The 19,295-nt window shown below is 39.9% G+C and carries 18 protein-coding genes and 4 tRNA genes; 8 read left to right on the forward strand and 14 right to left on the reverse strand.

Annotated features, from left to right (window positions below; all coding sequences use genetic code 11):
* From H5117_RS14515 to murB, 8 genes are all read right to left on the reverse strand, one after another.
* A partial coding sequence (locus H5117_RS14515) for a GTP-binding protein (protein ID WP_033023824.1) occupies positions 1-125 on the reverse strand: 125 nt, incomplete at its 3' end.
* A gap of 129 nt (positions 126-254) precedes the next feature.
* Positions 255-330 (reverse strand) — tRNA-Thr (locus H5117_RS14520).
* Positions 331-341: 11 nt separating this feature from the next.
* Positions 342-416 (reverse strand) — tRNA-Gly (locus H5117_RS14525).
* Positions 417-460: 44 nt separating this feature from the next.
* Positions 461-545, reverse strand: a tRNA-Tyr gene (locus H5117_RS14530).
* 40 nt (positions 546-585) lie between these two features.
* Positions 586-661: transfer RNA gene (locus H5117_RS14535), tRNA-Thr, on the reverse strand.
* 126 nt (positions 662-787) lie between these two features.
* The gene (locus H5117_RS14540) at positions 788-1,498 is read right to left on the reverse strand and encodes a type III pantothenate kinase (RefSeq protein WP_182738471.1); all 711 of its coding nucleotides are present in this window, start codon (positions 1,496-1,498) and stop codon (positions 788-790) included.
* Positions 1,495-2,487 carry a bifunctional biotin--[acetyl-CoA-carboxylase] ligase/biotin operon repressor BirA gene (gene birA / locus H5117_RS14545; RefSeq protein ID WP_024606311.1) on the reverse strand — a complete coding sequence of 331 codons (993 nt, stop codon included), beginning with the start codon at positions 2,485-2,487 and terminating at the stop codon, positions 1,495-1,497. The genes H5117_RS14540 and birA overlap by 4 nt, the downstream gene beginning before the upstream one ends.
* Positions 2,487-3,494: a UDP-N-acetylmuramate dehydrogenase gene (gene murB / locus H5117_RS14550; protein WP_182738472.1), complete on the reverse strand. Its 1,008-nt coding sequence runs from the start codon at positions 3,492-3,494 to the stop codon at positions 2,487-2,489. The genes birA and murB overlap by 1 nt, the downstream gene beginning before the upstream one ends.
* A 143-nt stretch (positions 3,495-3,637) precedes the next feature.
* Here murB and H5117_RS14555 point away from each other — a divergent pair, with 143 nt between their 5' ends.
* Positions 3,638-5,479, forward strand: coding sequence for a M1 family metallopeptidase (locus H5117_RS14555; protein WP_182675545.1), 1,842 nt, complete (start codon positions 3,638-3,640; stop codon positions 5,477-5,479).
* 58 nt (positions 5,480-5,537) lie between these two features.
* Here H5117_RS14555 and H5117_RS14560 read toward each other — a convergent pair whose 3' ends face one another.
* On the reverse strand, positions 5,538-6,137 hold the full coding sequence (locus tag H5117_RS14560; RefSeq protein WP_182738473.1) for a DUF2057 domain-containing protein: 600 nt from the start codon (positions 6,135-6,137) through the stop codon (positions 5,538-5,540).
* A gap of 92 nt (positions 6,138-6,229) precedes the next feature.
* Here H5117_RS14560 and H5117_RS14565 point away from each other — a divergent pair, with 92 nt between their 5' ends.
* From H5117_RS14565 to H5117_RS14575, 3 genes are all read left to right on the forward strand, one after another.
* Positions 6,230-6,592, forward strand: coding sequence for a histidine triad nucleotide-binding protein (locus H5117_RS14565; protein WP_182738474.1), 363 nt, complete (start codon positions 6,230-6,232; stop codon positions 6,590-6,592).
* 224 nt (positions 6,593-6,816) lie between these two features.
* Positions 6,817-7,473 carry a response regulator transcription factor gene (locus tag H5117_RS14570; RefSeq protein ID WP_004334929.1) on the forward strand — a complete coding sequence of 219 codons (657 nt, stop codon included), beginning with the start codon at positions 6,817-6,819 and terminating at the stop codon, positions 7,471-7,473.
* Between the two features lie 166 nt (positions 7,474-7,639).
* Positions 7,640-9,796 (forward strand): response regulator, encoded by a 2,157-nt coding sequence (locus tag H5117_RS14575; RefSeq protein WP_154903838.1) that lies wholly within the window; start codon positions 7,640-7,642, stop codon positions 9,794-9,796.
* 29 nt (positions 9,797-9,825) lie between these two features.
* Here H5117_RS14575 and H5117_RS14580 read toward each other — a convergent pair whose 3' ends face one another.
* The 3 genes from H5117_RS14580 to H5117_RS14590 all read right to left on the reverse strand — a co-directional run bounded on the left by H5117_RS14580 (position 9,826) and on the right by H5117_RS14590 (position 13,220).
* A complete protein-coding gene (locus tag H5117_RS14580) occupies positions 9,826-11,241 on the reverse strand; it encodes a mannose-1-phosphate guanylyltransferase/mannose-6-phosphate isomerase (RefSeq protein WP_182738475.1) in 1,416 nt (471 codons plus the stop codon).
* Positions 11,242-11,316: 75 nt separating this feature from the next.
* Positions 11,317-12,090 (reverse strand): amidohydrolase, encoded by a 774-nt coding sequence (locus tag H5117_RS14585; RefSeq protein WP_154903836.1) that lies wholly within the window; start codon positions 12,088-12,090, stop codon positions 11,317-11,319.
* Positions 12,078-13,220, reverse strand: a complete 1,143-nt coding sequence (locus tag H5117_RS14590; protein ID WP_182672410.1) for a methionine aminotransferase — start codon at positions 13,218-13,220, stop codon at positions 12,078-12,080. The genes H5117_RS14585 and H5117_RS14590 overlap by 13 nt, the downstream gene beginning before the upstream one ends.
* 108 nt (positions 13,221-13,328) lie before the next feature.
* Between H5117_RS14590 and H5117_RS14595 the strand changes: the two genes are divergently transcribed.
* The 3 genes from H5117_RS14595 to H5117_RS14605 are packed head-to-tail and all read left to right on the forward strand — an operon-like array spanning position 13,329 to position 15,180.
* Entirely contained in the window at positions 13,329-13,958 is a 630-nt protein-coding gene (locus H5117_RS14595) for a methylthioribulose 1-phosphate dehydratase (protein WP_182738476.1), read from the forward strand.
* On the forward strand, positions 13,955-14,641 hold the full coding sequence (mtnC, locus tag H5117_RS14600; protein WP_182738477.1) for an acireductone synthase: 687 nt from the start codon (positions 13,955-13,957) through the stop codon (positions 14,639-14,641). Before H5117_RS14595 ends, mtnC begins: the two co-directional genes overlap by 4 nt.
* Positions 14,638-15,180, forward strand: coding sequence for an acireductone dioxygenase (locus tag H5117_RS14605; RefSeq protein WP_182734837.1), 543 nt, complete (start codon positions 14,638-14,640; stop codon positions 15,178-15,180). Before mtnC ends, H5117_RS14605 begins: the two co-directional genes overlap by 4 nt.
* Positions 15,181-15,243: 63 nt before the next feature.
* On the opposite strand, the gene mtnA is transcribed toward H5117_RS14605, so the two are convergent.
* A complete protein-coding gene (mtnA, locus tag H5117_RS14610) occupies positions 15,244-16,269 on the reverse strand; it encodes an S-methyl-5-thioribose-1-phosphate isomerase (protein WP_182738478.1) in 1,026 nt (341 codons plus the stop codon).
* A 129-nt stretch (positions 16,270-16,398) separates the two neighbouring features.
* On the opposite strand from mtnA, the gene mtnK reads away from it, so the two are divergent.
* Positions 16,399-17,616 (forward strand): S-methyl-5-thioribose kinase, encoded by a 1,218-nt coding sequence (gene mtnK, locus H5117_RS14615; RefSeq protein ID WP_182712704.1) that lies wholly within the window; start codon positions 16,399-16,401, stop codon positions 17,614-17,616.
* A gap of 46 nt (positions 17,617-17,662) precedes the next feature.
* Here mtnK and H5117_RS14620 read toward each other — a convergent pair whose 3' ends face one another.
* A complete protein-coding gene (locus H5117_RS14620) occupies positions 17,663-19,144 on the reverse strand; it encodes an FMN-binding glutamate synthase family protein (RefSeq protein ID WP_182738480.1) in 1,482 nt (493 codons plus the stop codon).
* Positions 19,145-19,295: the final 151 nt, after the last annotated feature.

Raw genomic sequence — 19,295 nt, forward strand, 5'->3', positions numbered from 1 at the left:
CCGCCGTATACTTTTGCAAGTACGTTAGTGATTGCTGCAGTTAGTGTAGTTTTACCGTGGTCAACGTGGCCGATTGTACCAACGTTTACGTGCGGTTTTACGCGTTCAAACTTTTCTTTTGCCATGACGGAACCTATCAGTTTTGTGTATCTAAATTACATATGAAAATAATCCACCAAAGGTAGATTAAGTTAATCTTTTTCAAATAGTATTTTCTGACAGATAAAGGAAGTAATCAAGGAGATTCTTAGGACTGGTGCTGATAGGCAGAGTCGAACTGCCGACCTCACCCTTACCAAGGGTGCGCTCTACCAACTGAGCTATATCAGCAACACAAGAACTGGAGCGGGCAGCGGGAATCGAACCCGCATCATCAGCTTGGAAGGCTGAGGTAATAGCCATTATACGATGCCCGCATAAAAATCTGTTCTTAAACTACCTCTAACCGTCAAGAATAAAGTGGTGGAGGGAGCTGGATTCGAACCAGCGAAGGCTGAGCCGTCAGATTTACAGTCTGATCCCTTTGGCCGCTCGGGAACCCCTCCACGATAATTCTCTACTAATTCACTTCCGGTAAAAGGAAAGTGGTGCCGACTAACCGAGTCGAACGGTTGACCTACTGATTACAAGTCAGTTGCTCTACCAGCTGAGCTAAGTCGGCACTGCTTTAGTACGGGGCGAGATATTAGAGTAAGGTTTATTGGGATGCAACTATAAAATTAAAAAAAGTGTAAATTTTTAGTTTAAATGCTCAATATTCACGCGAAAACACGTTTTTTGCACTTTTTTATGTTGTTTTGCTTAGCTGGTGCCAGTAATTTAACCCCTTCATTACGAGTAATGAATCAAAAATACTTCCCTCAAATTGCTGCTGTAAAAGCAAGCCATAGCCACCAGCAAAAATTATTTGTACTTTTTGCTCTGTTTTTTTATCCATTAAGTGCAACTTAGCTTGCTCAATTGCTCCAATGGTTGCCACTAAAGCACCATTCTTTAAACCATTAGGCGTATTTTTACCCAGTTCATTGGTAAATGGAGTTTTACCATCATCAAAAACACGTTGAGTATTTTGTGTAAGTGATGAGGTCATTAAATCAAGCCCAGGTAAAATCCAGCCACCTAAATGCAACCCTTCACTACTAAGCACATCAATTGTTGTCGCAGTACCCGCATCAACAACAATGCATGCTGTGTTTGGATATAACGTAAATCCAGCAATAAGCGCAAGCCACCTGTCTATGCCTAAGTTAGCTACATGCTCGTAAGCGCATACAAGATCTCCAAGCGTTTTGGTTACCTTGGCTTCAAAACAAATAATATTATTGCTAGCCGCTTGCGTTAGAATATCGTTTAGTAAATCACTGCGCCCTACACATGCATAAATCACTTCGGTTATTTGTAACCAAGGCAGGTTATTTATATCTGCCGGTTGTGTTTGCTCGTTATGCCACAACACAGCTTTTAATGATGTATTTCCTACGTCGATCAATAATCTCATAATTGCGCCTTTCTAAGGGAGACTTCCCCACCGTAATAACTTTTTACTTCCCCGTCTTGGCGAATTCGTATTCCACCTTGTGCGTCAATACCTTCACATATTCCACGCCAACTTCGGTGCCCTGTGTTTAGTTCAACATATTCACCAGCAAACGCATTGAGCGAATTCCATTGCTCATACATAGCTTGCAAACCCGTTTGACGATACTGCGCTAAACGCTGCTCCAAATGATGAGTAAGAGAAGCCACAAGTTGGTTTTTATCGAGCTTTTGAGTATGTTGATTTAAGTCGGTCCACGCTTGGTCTATATGCTGACTAAAGCTCTCAGGCATTTGTAAATTAATACCGATACCAATCACTAACTGACAAGGTCCTTGCGGTTGTCCATCTAATTCAACCAATACACCTGCAAGTTTTTGCTTATTTATATAAATATCGTTAGGCCACTTAAGTTCTACGTCAACTTGGTATAACGCTTTAATAGCATCATAAACAGCTAGGCCAACCGCAATTGATACGCCCATTGCAGCTTGTAAGCCGTCATCTAAACGCCAAAAGTAACTGTAATACAGATTAGCGCCAAATGGGGATTGCCAAACACGGCCGCGTCTACCACGTCCTGCTTGCTGCATTTCAGCAACAATAACAGTGCCAGACTCAAGCGCTGTTTTGGCCTGTATACGGCGCATAAGCTCGCTGTTAGTCGAATCAATAATAGGGTGTACTTCTACATCGGCAGTATTTGCACCTAGCGCTTTGTAGTGCTGATCAATTTGCGTTTTATTTAAAAGGCCCACCTGACTATTCAAACAATAGCCTTTGCCAGTCACTTTAAAAATATCCAAGCCCATTTCTTGTAACGTTTTAATATGTTTACTTACCGCAGCTCGGCTAATACCTAGCTTTTCACCCAAGGCTTGACCAGATACAAACCCTCCTTGGTTGAGTGCATTTAAAATAGCGAGTTTGTTTCCATCAGGTGCTTTCATTACTTAGGCTCCGCGTTAATATGGCATTCGCTGCGTGCATCCATTAAACGTACTTCGTGCTCTAACATAATGTTGTAACGCCTATAAACAACTTGCTGAATGTGTTTAATCATATTTATTAGGTCGCTGCCTTCACTATTTCCGTGATTAACAAGTACTAGAGCTTGTTGTTGATGCACTTCTATACCTGCCTCGCGGTGCCCTTTTAAACCACTTTGATCGATTAACCAACCTGCCGCGACCTTGTGATGACTTTGCCCATATTCGTAATGAGGTAAATCGGCAAATTGCTTTAATAGTTCAGCTAACTGCTGGTTGGTTATTATAGGGTTTTTAAAAAAGCTGCCCGCATTGGCAAGTGTATATGGGTTAGGTAATTTGCTATTACGCGTTTTTATAACCTGATCGAGTACAGCTTGCGGGGTGATGCTTGAGAGCTGCTGCAAAGGGCCATAACTTAATGCTGGTTGCCATTTTTTTGGGAGCGCTAAGTGTACTTGCGTGATCACCGCTTTATTTTTAAGGGCATGTTTAAATATTGAGTCTCTGTAAGCAAATTCACATTGCTCGTTATTTAATGAATGCATAGTGTTAGTGGTTATATCAAAGTACTCTACCAACTCAACAAATTTAGCTATCTCAACGCCATAAGCACCAATGTTTTGTACCGGCGATGCGCCAACAGTGCCCGGTATAAGTGCTAAATTTTCAAGCCCGGGTATATTTTTCTCTAATAAATAGCTAACTAGTTGATGCCAGTTTTCGCCTGCGGCAATACTTATTAGTGTGTCGCTCTCGCGCTCAGTAATTTTAATACCTTTTAAAGCTATTTTTATAACCGTACCCATGTAGTCATTTAAAAATACGGTATTACTGCCCTCGCCCAGCAAACAAAACGGTGCACTAAAATTTTGCGTTTTAAGTTGCTCAAGCTGAGTAATTTCAACAAAATTTTGGCATTGGCTGTTTAATGCGAATGTATGTAAGGAGTGTAATGAATGCGCCACAAAGCTCTCTAAAAATACCGGTAACTAATCGCAATAGTTTACCTCATCGTCGCAAATGTGGCACTAGATTGTAAAAATCACTCAACCCGCCGTGTCAATCGTGATATAAAACCAGCACTTTTTTATTTGTGTTCAGAGTAATGATGAAAATTAAACCTCTTTTTTTAAGCCTCGCTATGGCGGGTATGTGTTCGCAAGCAATGGCTAATGCGATTGACCAAAACTCGTATGCTAACCTTGATGATGTTGTTACTACTCACTTAAACCTTGATTTAGATGTCGATTTTGCCGACAAGCAGTTAGAAGGTTTTGTAGAGCATACTCTTCAGTGGAACAACAGCAAAAGTAGAACTCTCGTACTTGATACCCGCGACTTAGACATTGATAAAGTAATGTACAAAGATCAAAGCGGTAACTGGAAAAAAGCGACTTTTGATTTAGCTAAGCGAGATGACGTTAAAGGTTCAAAGCTTACTATTGTGTTTAAAAACCAAGCTGAAGTAGTTCGTATTTATTACAACAGTCGTCCAGAAGCTTCAGGCCTGCAATGGTTAACACCAGAGCAAACGGCAAGTAAAACGCATCCATTTATGTACAGCCAGTCGCAAGCAATTCATGCACGTAGTTGGATCCCAGTGCAAGATACACCCGCAATGCGTGTAACTTACTCTGCACGAATTCATACACCAAAAGATATACGTGCTGTAATGAGTGCCGATAACAAAGATGCGCTTTATAAAGATGGCGACTACATTTTTGATATGCCACAAGCAATTTCACCTTACCTAATTGCTATTGGCGCAGGTAACTTAGAATTTAAAGCAATGTCGCATCAAACAGGCATATTTGCTGAACCGACAATTTTAGATGCCTCTGTTGCTGAATTTGACGACACCCAAGCCATGATCGATAAAACAAACGCGATGTACGGCGAATATGCATGGGGTCGCTACGACTTATTAATGCTACCACCAAGTTTTCCGTTTGGTGGCATGGAAAACCCACGCTTATCATTTATTACTCCAACGGTTGTTGCCGGTGATAAAAGCTTAGTTAACCTTATTGCTCATGAGCTTGCTCATTCTTGGTCAGGTAACTTAGTAACTAACGCAACGTGGGAAGATTTATGGTTAAACGAAGGTTTTACCTCGTACGTTGAAAACCGCATTATGGAAGAAGTATTTGGCCGTGACCGTGCGGTTATGGAACAAGCACTTGATTCAGCGTCTTTACGCGCACAACTTAAAACAATTGATGCACCAGATACACGCCTTAATTTAAAACTTAACGGCCGCGACCCAGACGATGCATTCAGTTCAGTGCCTTACACTAAAGGTCAATTATTTTTAATTTACCTAGAAAACAAATATGGTCGCGATAAGTTTGACCCGTTTGTAAAAGCGTACTTTAAAGAGTTTTCGTTTAAATCACTTACTACCGCGCAATTTGTTACTTACTTAAAAGCTAACTTAATTGAAAAGTATCCTGGTGTTGTAAGCATGGATAAAGTAAACGAATGGATTTTTGAACCTGGATTACCAAATGATGCGCCAAACCCTACTTCTGATGCATTTGATAAAGTAGATACTGCAACAGCAGCATGGCTAAAAGGCGACACAACTGCAGCTCAACTGCCAACAGCTGATTGGTCTGTGCATGAGTGGCTACACTTTTTAAATAACTTACCACGTGATTTAAGCCAAGAGCACATGGTAGAGCTTGACTCAGAATTTAACCTAACACAGTCAACTAATGCTGAACGTGCATTTGCTTGGTTTATGCTAGCAGTAGGAAATGGTTATCAGCCAATTTACCCTGCACTTGATAAGCACTTATCAGGTATTGGCCGTCGTAAATTAATTGTCCCATTATATAAATCCCTTATCACTAACGGTAAAAAAGAGTGGGCACAAAGCGTGTACTTAAAAGCACGCCCTGGGTATCACCCTCTTGCACAAGGTACTATTGACGCATTATTTGAATAAATAGCGTTAAGTAGAAACTAAAAAGGGCCAAATTTGGCCCTTTTGTTTTGCTATTTTTCTACTTTGTCACTTTTTCTAAAAAAGCTTTACGCTCTGCAGTTGTGGCTTGTTGCCACCAAAAATCAAGCATTTGCGGCGCACTTGGCATGCCTTTACCTGTAATTGGTGCTATCGGCTTTATTGGCTGACTAGGACGAGAAGGTCCTGCAGGCATTGTATTTTGCATTACCGGTTTATTGCTTGCTAGCTGCGTGTTAGAAATAACACTTAAAGGCTTAGCAACAGCGCTACTTTTTGCTTTTAAACTAACTTGTGGTGCTTCTGCAAATACTTTTGCAGATACTGCATTTTCAGCACGATTAAACACTAAGGTATAATCTTTACCTGCTTCAACAGTTACACTTACCCAAAATGGTTCCGACTCCACAACTTCATGCGTGTCATAATCATCTTCATATAAATCGGTATATTTTAGCCTAAGCTGGTAAGTTCCTGGCGCAAGCTCTACATCATCAATACGGCTAAACAAAGAGCTTTCTAGCATTTTATCGCCCACTTGTAGTGGTACAATTTCTTCTGGAAAGTGAATGTTTTCAGCATTAGCCGAAGAACTAAGTAGTAATGCAACTGCACTACTTATTAAAATTGGTTTAAGCATATTAACTCCTTTATTTGATTTCAGTTTGACACTGCTTTGAAAGTTTGTCATTAGTGAGCTTAAAATTCATAATACTTAATTAGGAACACACTATGAGCCAAGAAACTATTTTTACCAAAATAATTAATCGTGAAATTCCGGCCGACATTGTCTACGAAGATGAAGACACCCTCGCATTTAAAGATATAAATCCACAAGCGCCATTTCATGTGTTAATTATCCCCAAAAAAGCAATTGCTACTATAAATGATATAAATCCTGAAAACTCACATTTAGTAGGCAATTTATACGTTGTTGCGGCAAAATTAGCTAAGCAGCACAATTTTGCTGAGGACGGATACCGCGTGGTCATGAACTGTAACGAACATGGTGGACAAACCGTTTATCACATACATTTACATATGCTTGGCGGTAAAGAAATGGGATGGCCACCTTACCAAAATGTAAAAAAGTAAATTAATTGAAAATTTTTATCTAACTATTCTGCTCAACCAATTAGTTACAAATGTTATGATTTTTCATGGTTATAAAGAATAAACAGTTACTTATTTGCAACATTTTATGTTTAAATAATCGTAAAATCGTATTTGTTATTGAGTGCTTCAGCGACTTTCTAATACAAAAGGTGCGGAAGTCGTGATAAACTTAAACAGTCAGCTTTATAAAAGAGTATAAAAACATGAGCAGTTCAGCCTTTTTGTTATTAGATCAAGAGCCAATTAACACTATTGGTATTAACGTTTTAGAACCTTTGTTAAAAACGCAAGGCCTTGACGTAACCACGGGTACTAATATTTTAGATATACCTGAAGGGACTCGACTTTTGTTTATCGAAACATCTAGCAAGGATGCATGGGGAAAACTAAAAGAACAACTAGTAAACCTACGTATTAAATGCGATATCATATTATTTAATCTAGACGAGAACCCTGAGCTTGCTAATCGTGCATTGTTGAGCGGTATTCGTGGCGTATTTTACACAACAGATAACGCCGATGTATTAATGAAAGGTATTCGTTTACTACTTGAAGATCAGCTTTGGTACCGTCGCGATATTATGTGTAATGCATTAAATCGTATGCTGCAATTTAATAAAGATGCGCTGCATAAACTAACCGAAGGGGATATTGAGCCTGTTAAACTTACTAAGCGAGAAAAAGCAATAATCTCACTAATGAGTAAAGGTTCGAAGAATAAAGAAATCGCTGAAGATTTAAGTATCAGTCCACACACAGTTAAAACACATTTATATAGCGCATTTAGAAAAACTAAATGTCGTAACCGTATTGAGCTCCTATCTTGGGCACAACAAAATATCCCTGATGAAATTCGTTAATCATATATTTAGTTTAAAATTAAAAACAGACACTTAGGTGTCTGTTTTTGTATGTGTTACACACTTATTTAATACCAATTTGATTGCCTAAGTAATCTGTTTTGATAATTGGTATAAGTGTATACTTTTGATAATCTTAGTTTAAAACTACTTTGCTGGAATATTAATGCTCGACTCTTTCACTCTTTATTTTGCCAGCATCGCCATCATGGTTGTAATGACCTTACTTAACTTTTTAACATGGCGAACAAACAAACAAATATCGGGCACGCTGCTATGCATTTTCTATCCCATATTGCTATTAGGCTCTGTTATTGGTTTTACGCTTGTTGGTGATACACATAATTTAGTGATTATTAGCGCTGCTAGTAGCATGATGTTTGCCGCATCAATAGTGCATTGTTTATCGCTCAGTCAGTTTTTAAATTATCACGGTATTGGTTTTAAATTACTTTGCTCAGTAACTGCTTTTTGCACTGTAATGCTTGGCTATTACACCTTTTTTGACCCATCTTTACACGAAAGAGTGATTGCATCCGATATACAGCACATAGCAGAAGCCGGCTTTTTACTCTTTATATTTATTAAGTACGCGCGCAAACCCTACCCTAATGGCAGCATTGTATACATAACCATTTTAACGCTTGTTGCTTTGAGCTTTATTGGCCGCTCGTTATTTATGGATAACATTGAACAAAAAAATCTTTTAGTAAACGGCTGGTTTAGCTCTTTGCTATTTTTAAATGGCGTAATTGCACCCATGTTTTATGCTGCAGGTATGGCGTTATTATGTAATGAGCGCAGAGAGCAGCACCTCAATAAACTCGCCGATAAAGCACAAAAAGATTTAGAAATTCGCGGGCTCTTTTTATCAACAATAAGCCACGAAATTCGCACCCCACTAAACGGTATTTTAGGCAGTGCCCAACTTGTTATGAACCAAACAAGTGATACCCGCAATAAAGCCTATTGCGAGGCAATTATAAATTCTGCCGAATCACTTAACTTGTTGGTAGATAAGGTCCTTGATTACGCGAGCCTAGATCAGAGTGACGAAGCGCTTTACGAAGAAGATGTAGAATTTAAAACATGGCTTAATAATTTATGTTTATTACTAAGCCCAATGGCCGAGCAAAAGCAGCTAAAATTTGAGCTTATCTATAATATTCCTGAGCAAGCCTGTTATTACTGCGACCAACAAAAACTTAGACAAATAATTATTAATTTAGTCGGTAACGCTATTAAATTTACAGATCACGGAACCGTTAAAATTCAGGTTGATTTAGTATTAGAAAAACAACTTGAGCACACGATAAAAATTAGTGTCAAAGATTCAGGACCAGGTATAGAAAATGACGAGATAGCCTACTTAACAGAACCTTATGTACAAAGTAGCGCAGGAAAAGAAAAAGGCGGAACCGGCCTTGGTTTAGCTATTACTAGCCGCCTGCTTGAAAAGCTCAGTAGCCGACTCGAAATAGCCAGCCAGCTTGGTACTGGTAGTGTATTTAGCTTTACCGTTACTTTTACTTTAGGTGAATTAAGCCTTGTAGAGCAGCGCCATCAAACTAAAGATTACTTAACAGGTCTTGATGTATTACTGGTTGAAGATTTAGATTTAAATCAAAAAATTGCTATAGAATTTATGGCCGACGATGAACACAAAATTAAGCTCGCAAAAGATGGGAAAAGTGCCATAGAGCTCATGCAAGCTCACCACTTCGATGTTGTTTTGCTTGATATGAACCTACCTGATTTAACAGGCCAAGAAGTACTTAAACGTCTAAAACGCATTGATCATAAAAATCAACGAACGCCAGTACTCGCATTTACTGCAAGCCTTAGCCCTGACGAAGTAAAAGAGTATTTAGAATTAGGAATAAAAGACATTGTAGGCAAGCCTATTAAGCATGAAAAGCTTCGCCAAGCACTTAGTGACTCTCAATCTAATCAAACTGCGAGCATTGCAGTAGAGCTTATTGATACCTTGTATGACAAAACAGCGGCCGAAACACTCACCAGCTCATTTAGTGAAGATGAAGTGTCTTCAATTTATAATGAATTTGTGCTTTCAGCCCGCAACAAGCTAACTCGCTGTCAAAAGCTTATTGACCAACAACCAGAGCAATGCATTAAGCTTTTACATCGCCAAGCAAGTACCGCTCTGCAACTTGGTTTTAATCGCTATGGTATTGAGCTTAAAAAAATAGAGCGCCGTTTACTCGATAAAAAGCCACATAACGATATGCTTGATGAAGCGCTAGATCTGTGGCAACGCAGCTTAGAGCAATATTTAAAGTTTGTGCGAGGACAGTTAGAGTAATAGTGAATTAGCTTTAAAAAAGCTAATGATTAACCCCTTCCATATTTATCATCAAATCGCTCTATATCGCTTTCATCAAGTACAGTACCGGTTTGCACTTCAATAACAATTAACGGCTCTTTTTGATTATTAGCCAAACTATGAATTTGCTTAGCCGCGATATAACACGATTGGTCATGCGTTAGCGTATACGCTTGCTCATTAATACACACATCTGCAATACCCGAAACCACAACCCAATGTTCAGCACGATGCTGATGGCGCTGCGTCGAAAGCTTAGCACCGCTGTTAACAGTAATTTTTTTAACTTTAAAGCCAGTGCCTTCAACCAAAGTACGGTAATTCCCCCATGGGCGAAAAACCACTTGATGATGGTTAAGTTTATCAGCCTGTGTTGTAGCAATTTGCTTAAGCAACAAAGGCAGAGAATCTAGCTCATTTTGGTTTGCAATTAACGTGGCATCATGGGTATGAATAATTGCTAAATTGCTAACTCCAAGCGTAGCAATAGTGTGTTCAGCCTCGTTAATAACTAAGTTATTAGTGCTTTTTTGAGCCATATAATTAGCATTTAAGCTATTACCGTTTTCATCTTTTTTTGTAAGCGCATCAAGGGATGAAAAACTACCTACATCACTCCATTTTAAATCAACAGGCATAACAACTACGTTATTACTGCGCTCTAAAATGGCGTAATCAATTGAATCGCTTGGGCAGTGTTCAAGCGCACTGTTGCTTGGGCGGGTAAACCCTAAATCTTTAGTAAATTGCGCCGCTGCAGCGACACTCGTTGCTATTTTTGGCGCAAACCGTTCGAGCTCTTTTAGATAGGCTGCAGGGGTAAATAAAAACATCCCGCTATTCCAGCTATAACCACCTTGAGCTAAATAACGGTTCGCTGTATCTAAGTCAGGCTTTTCTTTAAATTGTGCAACATCGTAACAACCCGTTCCAACAATAGGCGCGCCTTGTTTTATATAGCCATAACCGTTATGAGGCTCTGTAGGAGTAATAGAAAATGTCACTAGCTTTCCTTGCTCAGCAAGTTTTACAGCTTCAGGGAGCTTAGCCGTTAATACATCAAAGTTTTTAATATGATGATCGGCAGGCATCACTAATAGCGGGCCGGTAATCCCATTTTGCAGCGCATAGTGGGCGGCTAATGCGATGGCAGGCGCGGTATTTTTACCTTCAGGTTCGAGTAATAATGCAGTAGGAATTGAGCTTTCAGCCTGCTCGGCGGCAATAAATCGGTGCTGCTCGTTACACACTAAAATAGCATTATCAAACAACTCATTAGAAACACGCGCCAACGTACTTTGTAGCAATGACATGTTTTCATTTAGTAGTGGTAAAAATTGTTTAGGCATTGCTTGGCGAGAAAGCGGCCACAAGCGAGAGCCTATGCCACCTGCTAAAATTACAGGAGTGATTAAAGTGTTCATAATGTACATTAGCCGCCAACAAAAATATCAGCGACTATTTTAACACTTTATTGGCTCTGCGCTAAATTAACGTGTTTATATTAATGTAAAAGAGTCTGCATCTAAATAGGCAGGAAACGCTGCTTTAAACTCATCCAGTGGCGCTTTTTCAAGCGTGATAGTAACTAGTTGCTCAGTGTTATCTTGCGCTTTAGTTAACGCATCGCCTTTGAAGTCGTATACTGCCGTACCGCCATTGTGCGCCACACCATTACCGTCGTCACCCACACGATTAACACCTACTACGTAACACAGGTTTTCCATTGCACGCGCCATAAGTAACGTATCCCAAATATGGCGGCGTACAGCAGGCCAATTTGCTACGTTTATCATTACATCGTAGTCGTTATTATTACGTTGAAATACCGGAAAGCGCAGGTCATAGCATACTTGCGGTAATAGTTTAAAACCATTGATTTCAAAAACTTTGCGCGCTTGCCCTGCTACAACATAATCGCCCTCGCTGCCTAAGCGAAATAAATGGCGCTTATCGTAATAACTCACCTCACCATCGGGTTTTACCCAATAAAACCGATTCGCTTTTTTATCGCCTTGTGCAACAAGTACCGAACCCGCAATAACCGCATCATGTTTATGAGCCTGCGCCTTTAACCACGTCAGTACTTTACCGTTTTCAGGCTCTGCACAATCTAAATTAATGGCAAAGCCAGTCGAGAATGTTTCGGGCAGTAAAATAAGATCGGGCTGATGCGTAATTGCTTCAAGCTGCTTATTAAACATGGCTAAATTAGCATCTTTATCAAGCCAATAAAGCGAGCTTTGCAATGCTGTAATGGTTAAAGTTGACATAATATTTGCGCAGCCTCTATGAGAGTGTTGTCGTTTTTAGCAAAGCATAAACGAATTACTTTGTCGGTTGGTGGATTTTGATAAAAAACACTTAACGGAATAGCCGCAACACCGGCTTGCTCAACTAACCAATGGCAAAATTCAACATCGTTTAAATCCGATACATCGCTGTAATCTAACAATAAAAAGTAAGTGCCTTGGCTAGGTAAAATTTTAAAACGGCTGTTACTTAAATGACTCGCTAATAAGTCGCGTTTTTGCTGATAAAACCCGCTTAGCTCATCTATATGCTCACCTTGCTGCTCGAGCATATCGGCAAGCGCATGCTGTGCGGGGGTAAAACTTGAAAACGTAACGTACTGATGAATTTTTCTAAATTCGACAGCTAAATCGGCAGGTGCAATACAGTAACCCATTTTCCAGCCCGTGCTGTGAAACGTTTTACCAAAACTCGATACAACAAAGCTTTTGGCAAATAATTCATCATCGCGTAATACGCTTAAATGCGGTTGTTCATCAAACGTAATGTGCTCATATACCTCATCGCTTATTACATACAAATTGTGAGTACCAACTAACTCTTTAAGCGCTTTTATATCTTGTGGCTGTAATATTTTACCGCTTGGGTTATGAGGCGTATTAATAATAATTGCACGGGTATTTTTAGTAATAGCTTGGCTTACTACTTGCCAATCAATAGTGTAATTTGGCGCACTTAAAGCAATGTGTACCGACTTTCCACCAGCGAGTTCAATTGCCGGTTGGTAAGAGTCATATGCAGGGTCAAATACAATCACTTCATCATTTGGGCGTACAATTGTTTGAATAGCCACAAACAATGCCTCTGTTGCACCCGAGGTAACAGTCACTTGATCAGCCGCGTTTATATCAGCTGCATATTTGCGCTTTGCTAAATCAGCAATTTGTTGCTGTAATCGTGGTACACCACTTGAAGGTGAATATTGATTAACGCCCTGCTGCACATAATAATTTAACTGCGTTTTTAAAAGATCAGGAGCATCAAACTCAGGAAAGCCTTGAGAGAGATTAATTGCCGAAAACTCATTAGCCAACCCACTCATTTGGCTAAATATACTAACGCCTAAATTTGGTAATTTACTTTCAAACACGTGATGCCCTTAATGATGGTTTTGCGCTTAAAGCGATGCTATCATTGCTTAAAACAGAAGTATAGCCGTCTAAAAACAATTAACTTTACGCTCATTAGTGAGGAATGTATGCAAAACAATACCGCTATTTCACAACTTATTGAAGCCGGAAAATGGGTTAGCCAAAAAGGCTGGGTACCCGCAACAGGCGGAAACTTTTCAGCTCGTACTAGCACTGGCTTTGTTGTTACAGCAAGTGGGCACGATAAAGGCTCACTGACGCAAGAGCATTTTTTGCAATTAAATCACCAAGGCGAGCGCCTAGCAGGAGCTGTAAAACCATCGGCAGAAACACAATTACACCTAAGTTTGTATCAGCTAATACCTGATGCGCAGTGTGTTTTGCATACTCACTCTGTAGCCGCTACCGTACTGTCGCAAATTACCCAAGGGCATCAGCTTGATTTAACAGGCTATGAAATGCAAAAAGCACTGAGCGGCTTTACTTCGCATTTAGAAACGCTGAGCATTCCTATTTTCGATAACGATCAAGATATTGACCGATTAAGCCTACTGGTCAGTGACCATCATTTACATACGCCGATAGAGCACGGCGTACTGATACGTGGTCATGGTTTATATGCAGTAGGACGTAATATTGATGAAGTTCGTCGCCACCTAGAAGCCTTAGAGTTTTTATTTAGCTGCGAACTAGAGCGCCTAAAAATAATAGGTATTCAAGCGGGAGTAACTAAATGATTAAAGCCATTTTAACCGACATCGAAGGCACAATAACCCGTATCTCGTTTGTTAAAGAGGTGTTGTTTCCTTACGCAGCAAAACAGTTACCTACCTTTGTACGTGCCAATGCTTATAAGCCAGATGTAGCTGAGCAAATTAGTGCCGTAAAAGCCCTTATCGAAAAGCCAAACGCCGATATTGAAGAGGTCATTAGCACTTTACTTACCTGGATTGATGGAGATAAAAAAATCACTCCACTTAAACAGTTACAAGGCTTAATTTGGCAAACAGGGTATGAACACGGTGATTTTAAGGGTCATTTATACCCAGATGCATTTGATTTTTTACAAGCTCAGTACAACAACGATATAGCTTTATATGTGTACTCGTCAGGGTCAGTAAAAGCGCAGCAGCTACTTTTTAAATACAGTGATTATGGTGACATTCGCAGCTTGTTTACTGACTTTTTTGACACCAAAGTTGGCGCAAAACAAGAGCAAATGGCCTATAACACCATTGTGGAGCTGTTACCGTTTAAAGCAGCAGAAATACTCTTTTTAAGTGATGTAGCCGGCGAGCTTGATGCCGCGCAAGCTGCGGGCTTAAAAACACTACATTTAATTCGTGATGGGCAAGCAAGCACTAAAGCATACCCTTATATTAATGACTTTAGCCAATTTAAATTGGAGCAATTAGTATGAGTCAATTAACAATATATGCTGACAACGATGCAAGCAAAGCACTTGTAAGCACATCAAATGCTGATGATATTGCAAAGCAACTAGCTAAAGTAAACGTACGTTTTGAACAGTGGCAAGCAAATGAAGATATTAATGAGCACACCACCCATGAGCAAATTATTAGTGCGTACAAAAGCGATATAGATCGGTTAAAAGCCGAAAATGGCTATCAAACAGTAGACGTTATATCTCTAGCTAAAGGTAATCTTGGCGCATCAGAGCTGCGCAAAAAGTTTTTATTTGAACATACTCATAGTGAAGACGAAGTGCGTTTTTTTGTAAAAGGCCAAGGGCTATTTTGCCTGCATTTAGGCAATAAGGTTTACCAGGTACTTTGCCAACAAGGCGATTTAATTTCAGTGCCTGAACTTACACCACATTGGTTTGATATGGGAAGCGATCCTGAGTTTACCGCCATTCGCTTATTTAACAATAAAGAGGGCTGGGTAGCAAAAAGCACTGACTCGTCTATTGCAGAGCAATTTCCGCTATTATCGTAAGTTATTCATTCAAAACCTTGGTCCACACTAATAAACATAACGTGGACCAAAAATATTGCGAAGTTACTTAAGCTTTATGAGATCGCCATTTTCTACCTGACTTTGGTTATACACACCTGTATCTAACACCCACCCTGTGACCAGTTTTGCCGGCGTTATATCAAATGCAGGGTTATATACATTAGCATTGGTGGGTGCCCATAAAGCCTCACCAAAGCTACCGCTAACTCCGCGCACTTCTTGAGGATTACGTTGCTCTATTTCTATATCATTACCACACGCGGTGTTGGTATCAAGCGTGGTAATAGGCGCAACTACATAAAATGGAATGTTATGAAAATACGCAAGTACGGCTAAATTATAGGTGCCCACTTTATTAGCAAAATCACCATTGGCAGCAATACGATCAGCGCCTACTACTATTTTATCCACCTTACCTGCAGCCATTAAACTTGCCGCCATATTATCGCAAATTAATGTGTACGGTATTTCCCAGCGCTCAAGCTCAAAGGCCGTTAAGCGGCCGCCTTGTAATAATGGTCGTGTTTCATCAACCCACACATGTACGTTGCCATGTTTTTGCTGCGCTTTGTAAATAACACCCAGTGCAGTACCAATACCAGCGGTTGCAAGCGCCCCTGTATTACAATGAGTTAATATGTTGTCGCCACTATTTATAAGCTCGGCACCACGATTTGCCATTCGTTCACACAGCTCAATATCTTCAATAAACAACCGCTCAGCAGTACTAACAATACCGGCAACATAATCGCTTTGCGTTAAAGCTTTACGTAGTGCCACCATACAATGCATTAAATTAACCGCTGTTGGACGAGTGGCTTCTAGTTCATTGATTGCTTTTTCAAGCTCACTTTTCACTACCCCTTGCTCAGCTAAATACGCCACTAACAAGCTCGCGCCTAAACCAATAAGTGGGGCTCCACGCACTTTTAAGTTAATGATCAGCTCTTTCATGGTTTCTACATCATGGCACTGATGCCATACCTGCTGGTGAGGTAGTAAATATTGGTCGAGCACACTAAGCGACCCGTTTTCATATTTTAAACTGCTTGCGATTAAGTTTTGCATAATGCTTAAGGTATTAAAAATGCGTAACGTTATTTTACACCACTTTGAATAACTCTCAAGTTAGACTTGTAGACATCTAAACATTTAAAAGTATAGAATGCTTAAAAGCTGATTTTTGAGATTTAAACCATGACTAACTATGTTGCTTTTAATGCACAGCGCGCTATCGATTACGTATCGACATTAATTGAATCTAAACAATGTAATTTTTTTGATTCCGGACAAACCTTAACGGCATATGAGTTTGGTGATGGCAATCTTAATTTAGTATTTAGAATTACTGATGAGCAAAACAATAGTGTTATTTTAAAGCAAGCTCTGCCTTACGCGCGTTGCGTGGGTGAGTCGTGGCCATTAACGCTTGATAGAGCCCGTATAGAAGCACAAGTTTTACTTAACCATGGTGCTATTTGCCCTACTTATACTGCTAATGTTTTACATTATAGTGAAATGCAAGCGCTGACTATTTTAGAAGATTTAGGTAATTTACAAATATTGCGTACTGCACAAAATAATGCAGAGCAATTCCCTAAATTAGCGCAGCACGTAGCGACCTACTTAAGCCACACCGGCTTTTATAATTCAGATTTTTACTTAACCGCGCAAACTAAAAAAGCACTCGTTAGCCAATTTACTAATCCTGAGCTTTGCCAAATCACTGAAGACTTATTTTTTAGCGATCCGTACATTGAGCACGAACGCAATAACTACCCAAAGCAACTACAAAACGAAGTTGACGCAATACAAAAAAACAACGCATTGAAGTTAGAAATAGCAAAACTAAAAGCTAATTTTTTATCTAACCCGCAAACATTACTTCATGGTGATATGCACAGCGGTAGCATTTTTGTTGATTGTAATAATACAAAGATGATTGACCCAGAGTTTGGCTTTTTTGGACCTATTGGGTTCGATATTGGCTCTTTTATTGGTAATTTGCTATTGAATTACTGCGCACAAGCAGGGCATATTGATGACTTTGTAGCACGTCGTAATTACCAAACACATTTACTTAGCTGTATCGTAGACACCTATAGTTTATTTGAGCAGCAATGGCTTGAATTAATACGCACTAAAACATTAGATGAATCACTAGCGCCAGTAGGCTATGCGCAATACTTTATGAAAAACGTATTGCAAGATGCTGTTGGTTACTGTGGTGCTGAGTTAATTAGGCGTACTATTGGGCTTGCGCACGTAAGCGATATAGATAGTATTAGTGATGACAATGCGCGCCTTACAGTGCAAAAACAAACATTAGCACTAGGCGAGCAACTTATTTTAAATGCACAAACATGCAACAACAAAGAAGCATTTTTTAGTTTATTAATAAGCCAATTAAACTAACAAGCATTAAAAAAGGCGCTATAAGCGCCTTCTAGTTAGTTAAAGCTTACTTGTAGTTTTCATAAATTTTATCAAGCGGCTCTGAAAGCCCACTTTCTTGCACTATACGTACATGCTTACGAGCCAACTCACGTGCACTTGTTACACCGCATGAGTGAGCAATTAAACCGGCTCCGTAATGAATATATTTATTATAGCTAGCTACTCGTTGCGCTTTATCAGCTACATTTAAGCCGCGTTGCAAACGCTCGTTATGCGTAGTGATCCCGGTTGGACAGGTATCTTTATTACATTGCATTGCCTGAATACAGCCCAGTGCAAACATATGACCACGAGCCGATACAACAAAATCAGCACCGAGCGCCAATGCCCATGCAACCTTTGAAGGAACGATTAATTTACCCGATGCAATAATTTTCACGCGATCTCGAAGCCCGTGCTTTTCAAGCATATTAACTACAAGCGGCAAGCTTTCGCGAAGAGGTAAACCCACCGAATCCATAAGCGGCTGCGGTGCAGCCCCCGTACCACCATCAGCACTATCAATTGTTATAAAATCGGGTGCCGACTCAATGCCACGATGATTAATTTCTGCAAATAACGTTTCTAACCAGGTGTAATCACCAATAACGGCTTTAAAGCCTGTTGGTTTTCCTGTGGTATTACGCACAGTGGCAATCATATCGAGAATATCGGCTGGTTTTTTTATTTCAGGGTGTCCATTTGGGCTAATCGAATCTTGCCCTTCTGGAATACCCCTAATTTTAGCTATTTCGGCGTTAACTTTGCGCCCTGGTAACATACCGCCTTTACCTGGTTTTGCACCTTGGCTCATTTTTAGCTCGAACATTTTGACTTGTTCGTGAGCTGCTATTTCTTTAAGTTTTTCGGTGCTTAAGTTTCCATGCTCGTCTCGGGCACCATATTTAGCTGTACCAATTTGAAATACCAAATCGGCGCCACCTTCAAGGTGGTAAGGGCTTAAGCCCCCTTCACCTGTGTTCATCCAGCAACCCGCTAATTTAGCACCTTTTGATAAAGCGCGCACAGCAGGCTTTGAAAGCGCACCAAAGCTCATGCCCGACACATTAAATAACGAATTAGTGGTGTAAGGTGTTTTACAATACGGACCTAAAGTAACATTACTCGGGTCGAGTGCTTCTTCATCTAAAGTAGGAAAAGCACAGTTCATAAACATAACCGTACCCGTCACTTCTAAGCTTTGTGTTGAACCAAATGCAGCGGTGCGATCGACATCTTTTGCTGCGCGGTAAACCCAACTGCGCTCAGCGCGGTTAAATGGCATTTCTTCTCGATCGAGAGCAAAAAAGTATTGTCTGAAAAATTCACCTTGGCGTTCAAAAAAATATCGAAAGCGGCCAATTACTGGGTAGTTACGCCTAATAGCATGTTTTGTTTGCGTTATATCGCGAAAGTAAAAAATAATAGCAGTAAGCACAATTAACCCAAGTGCGATAATAAAAATACTCGCAAATACGTTAATACTAAACATAATGAAATTGCTCATCTAAGGCCCCTTGATGGCTATATTTTTAGATAATACCTATTGCGTAGTATGTGAATATTTTGACGATTGGAGTCGCTAAAATAAACTACATTACTAGGTCTGTGGTATAAAAAAGGTGTTGCGGTCAAAATGACACAACACCTTTGTTTGT

The organism is Pseudoalteromonas sp. SG45-1 (assembly GCF_014164135.1).
In the GTDB taxonomy this organism is placed as follows: domain Bacteria; phylum Pseudomonadota; class Gammaproteobacteria; order Enterobacterales; family Alteromonadaceae; genus Pseudoalteromonas; species Pseudoalteromonas distincta.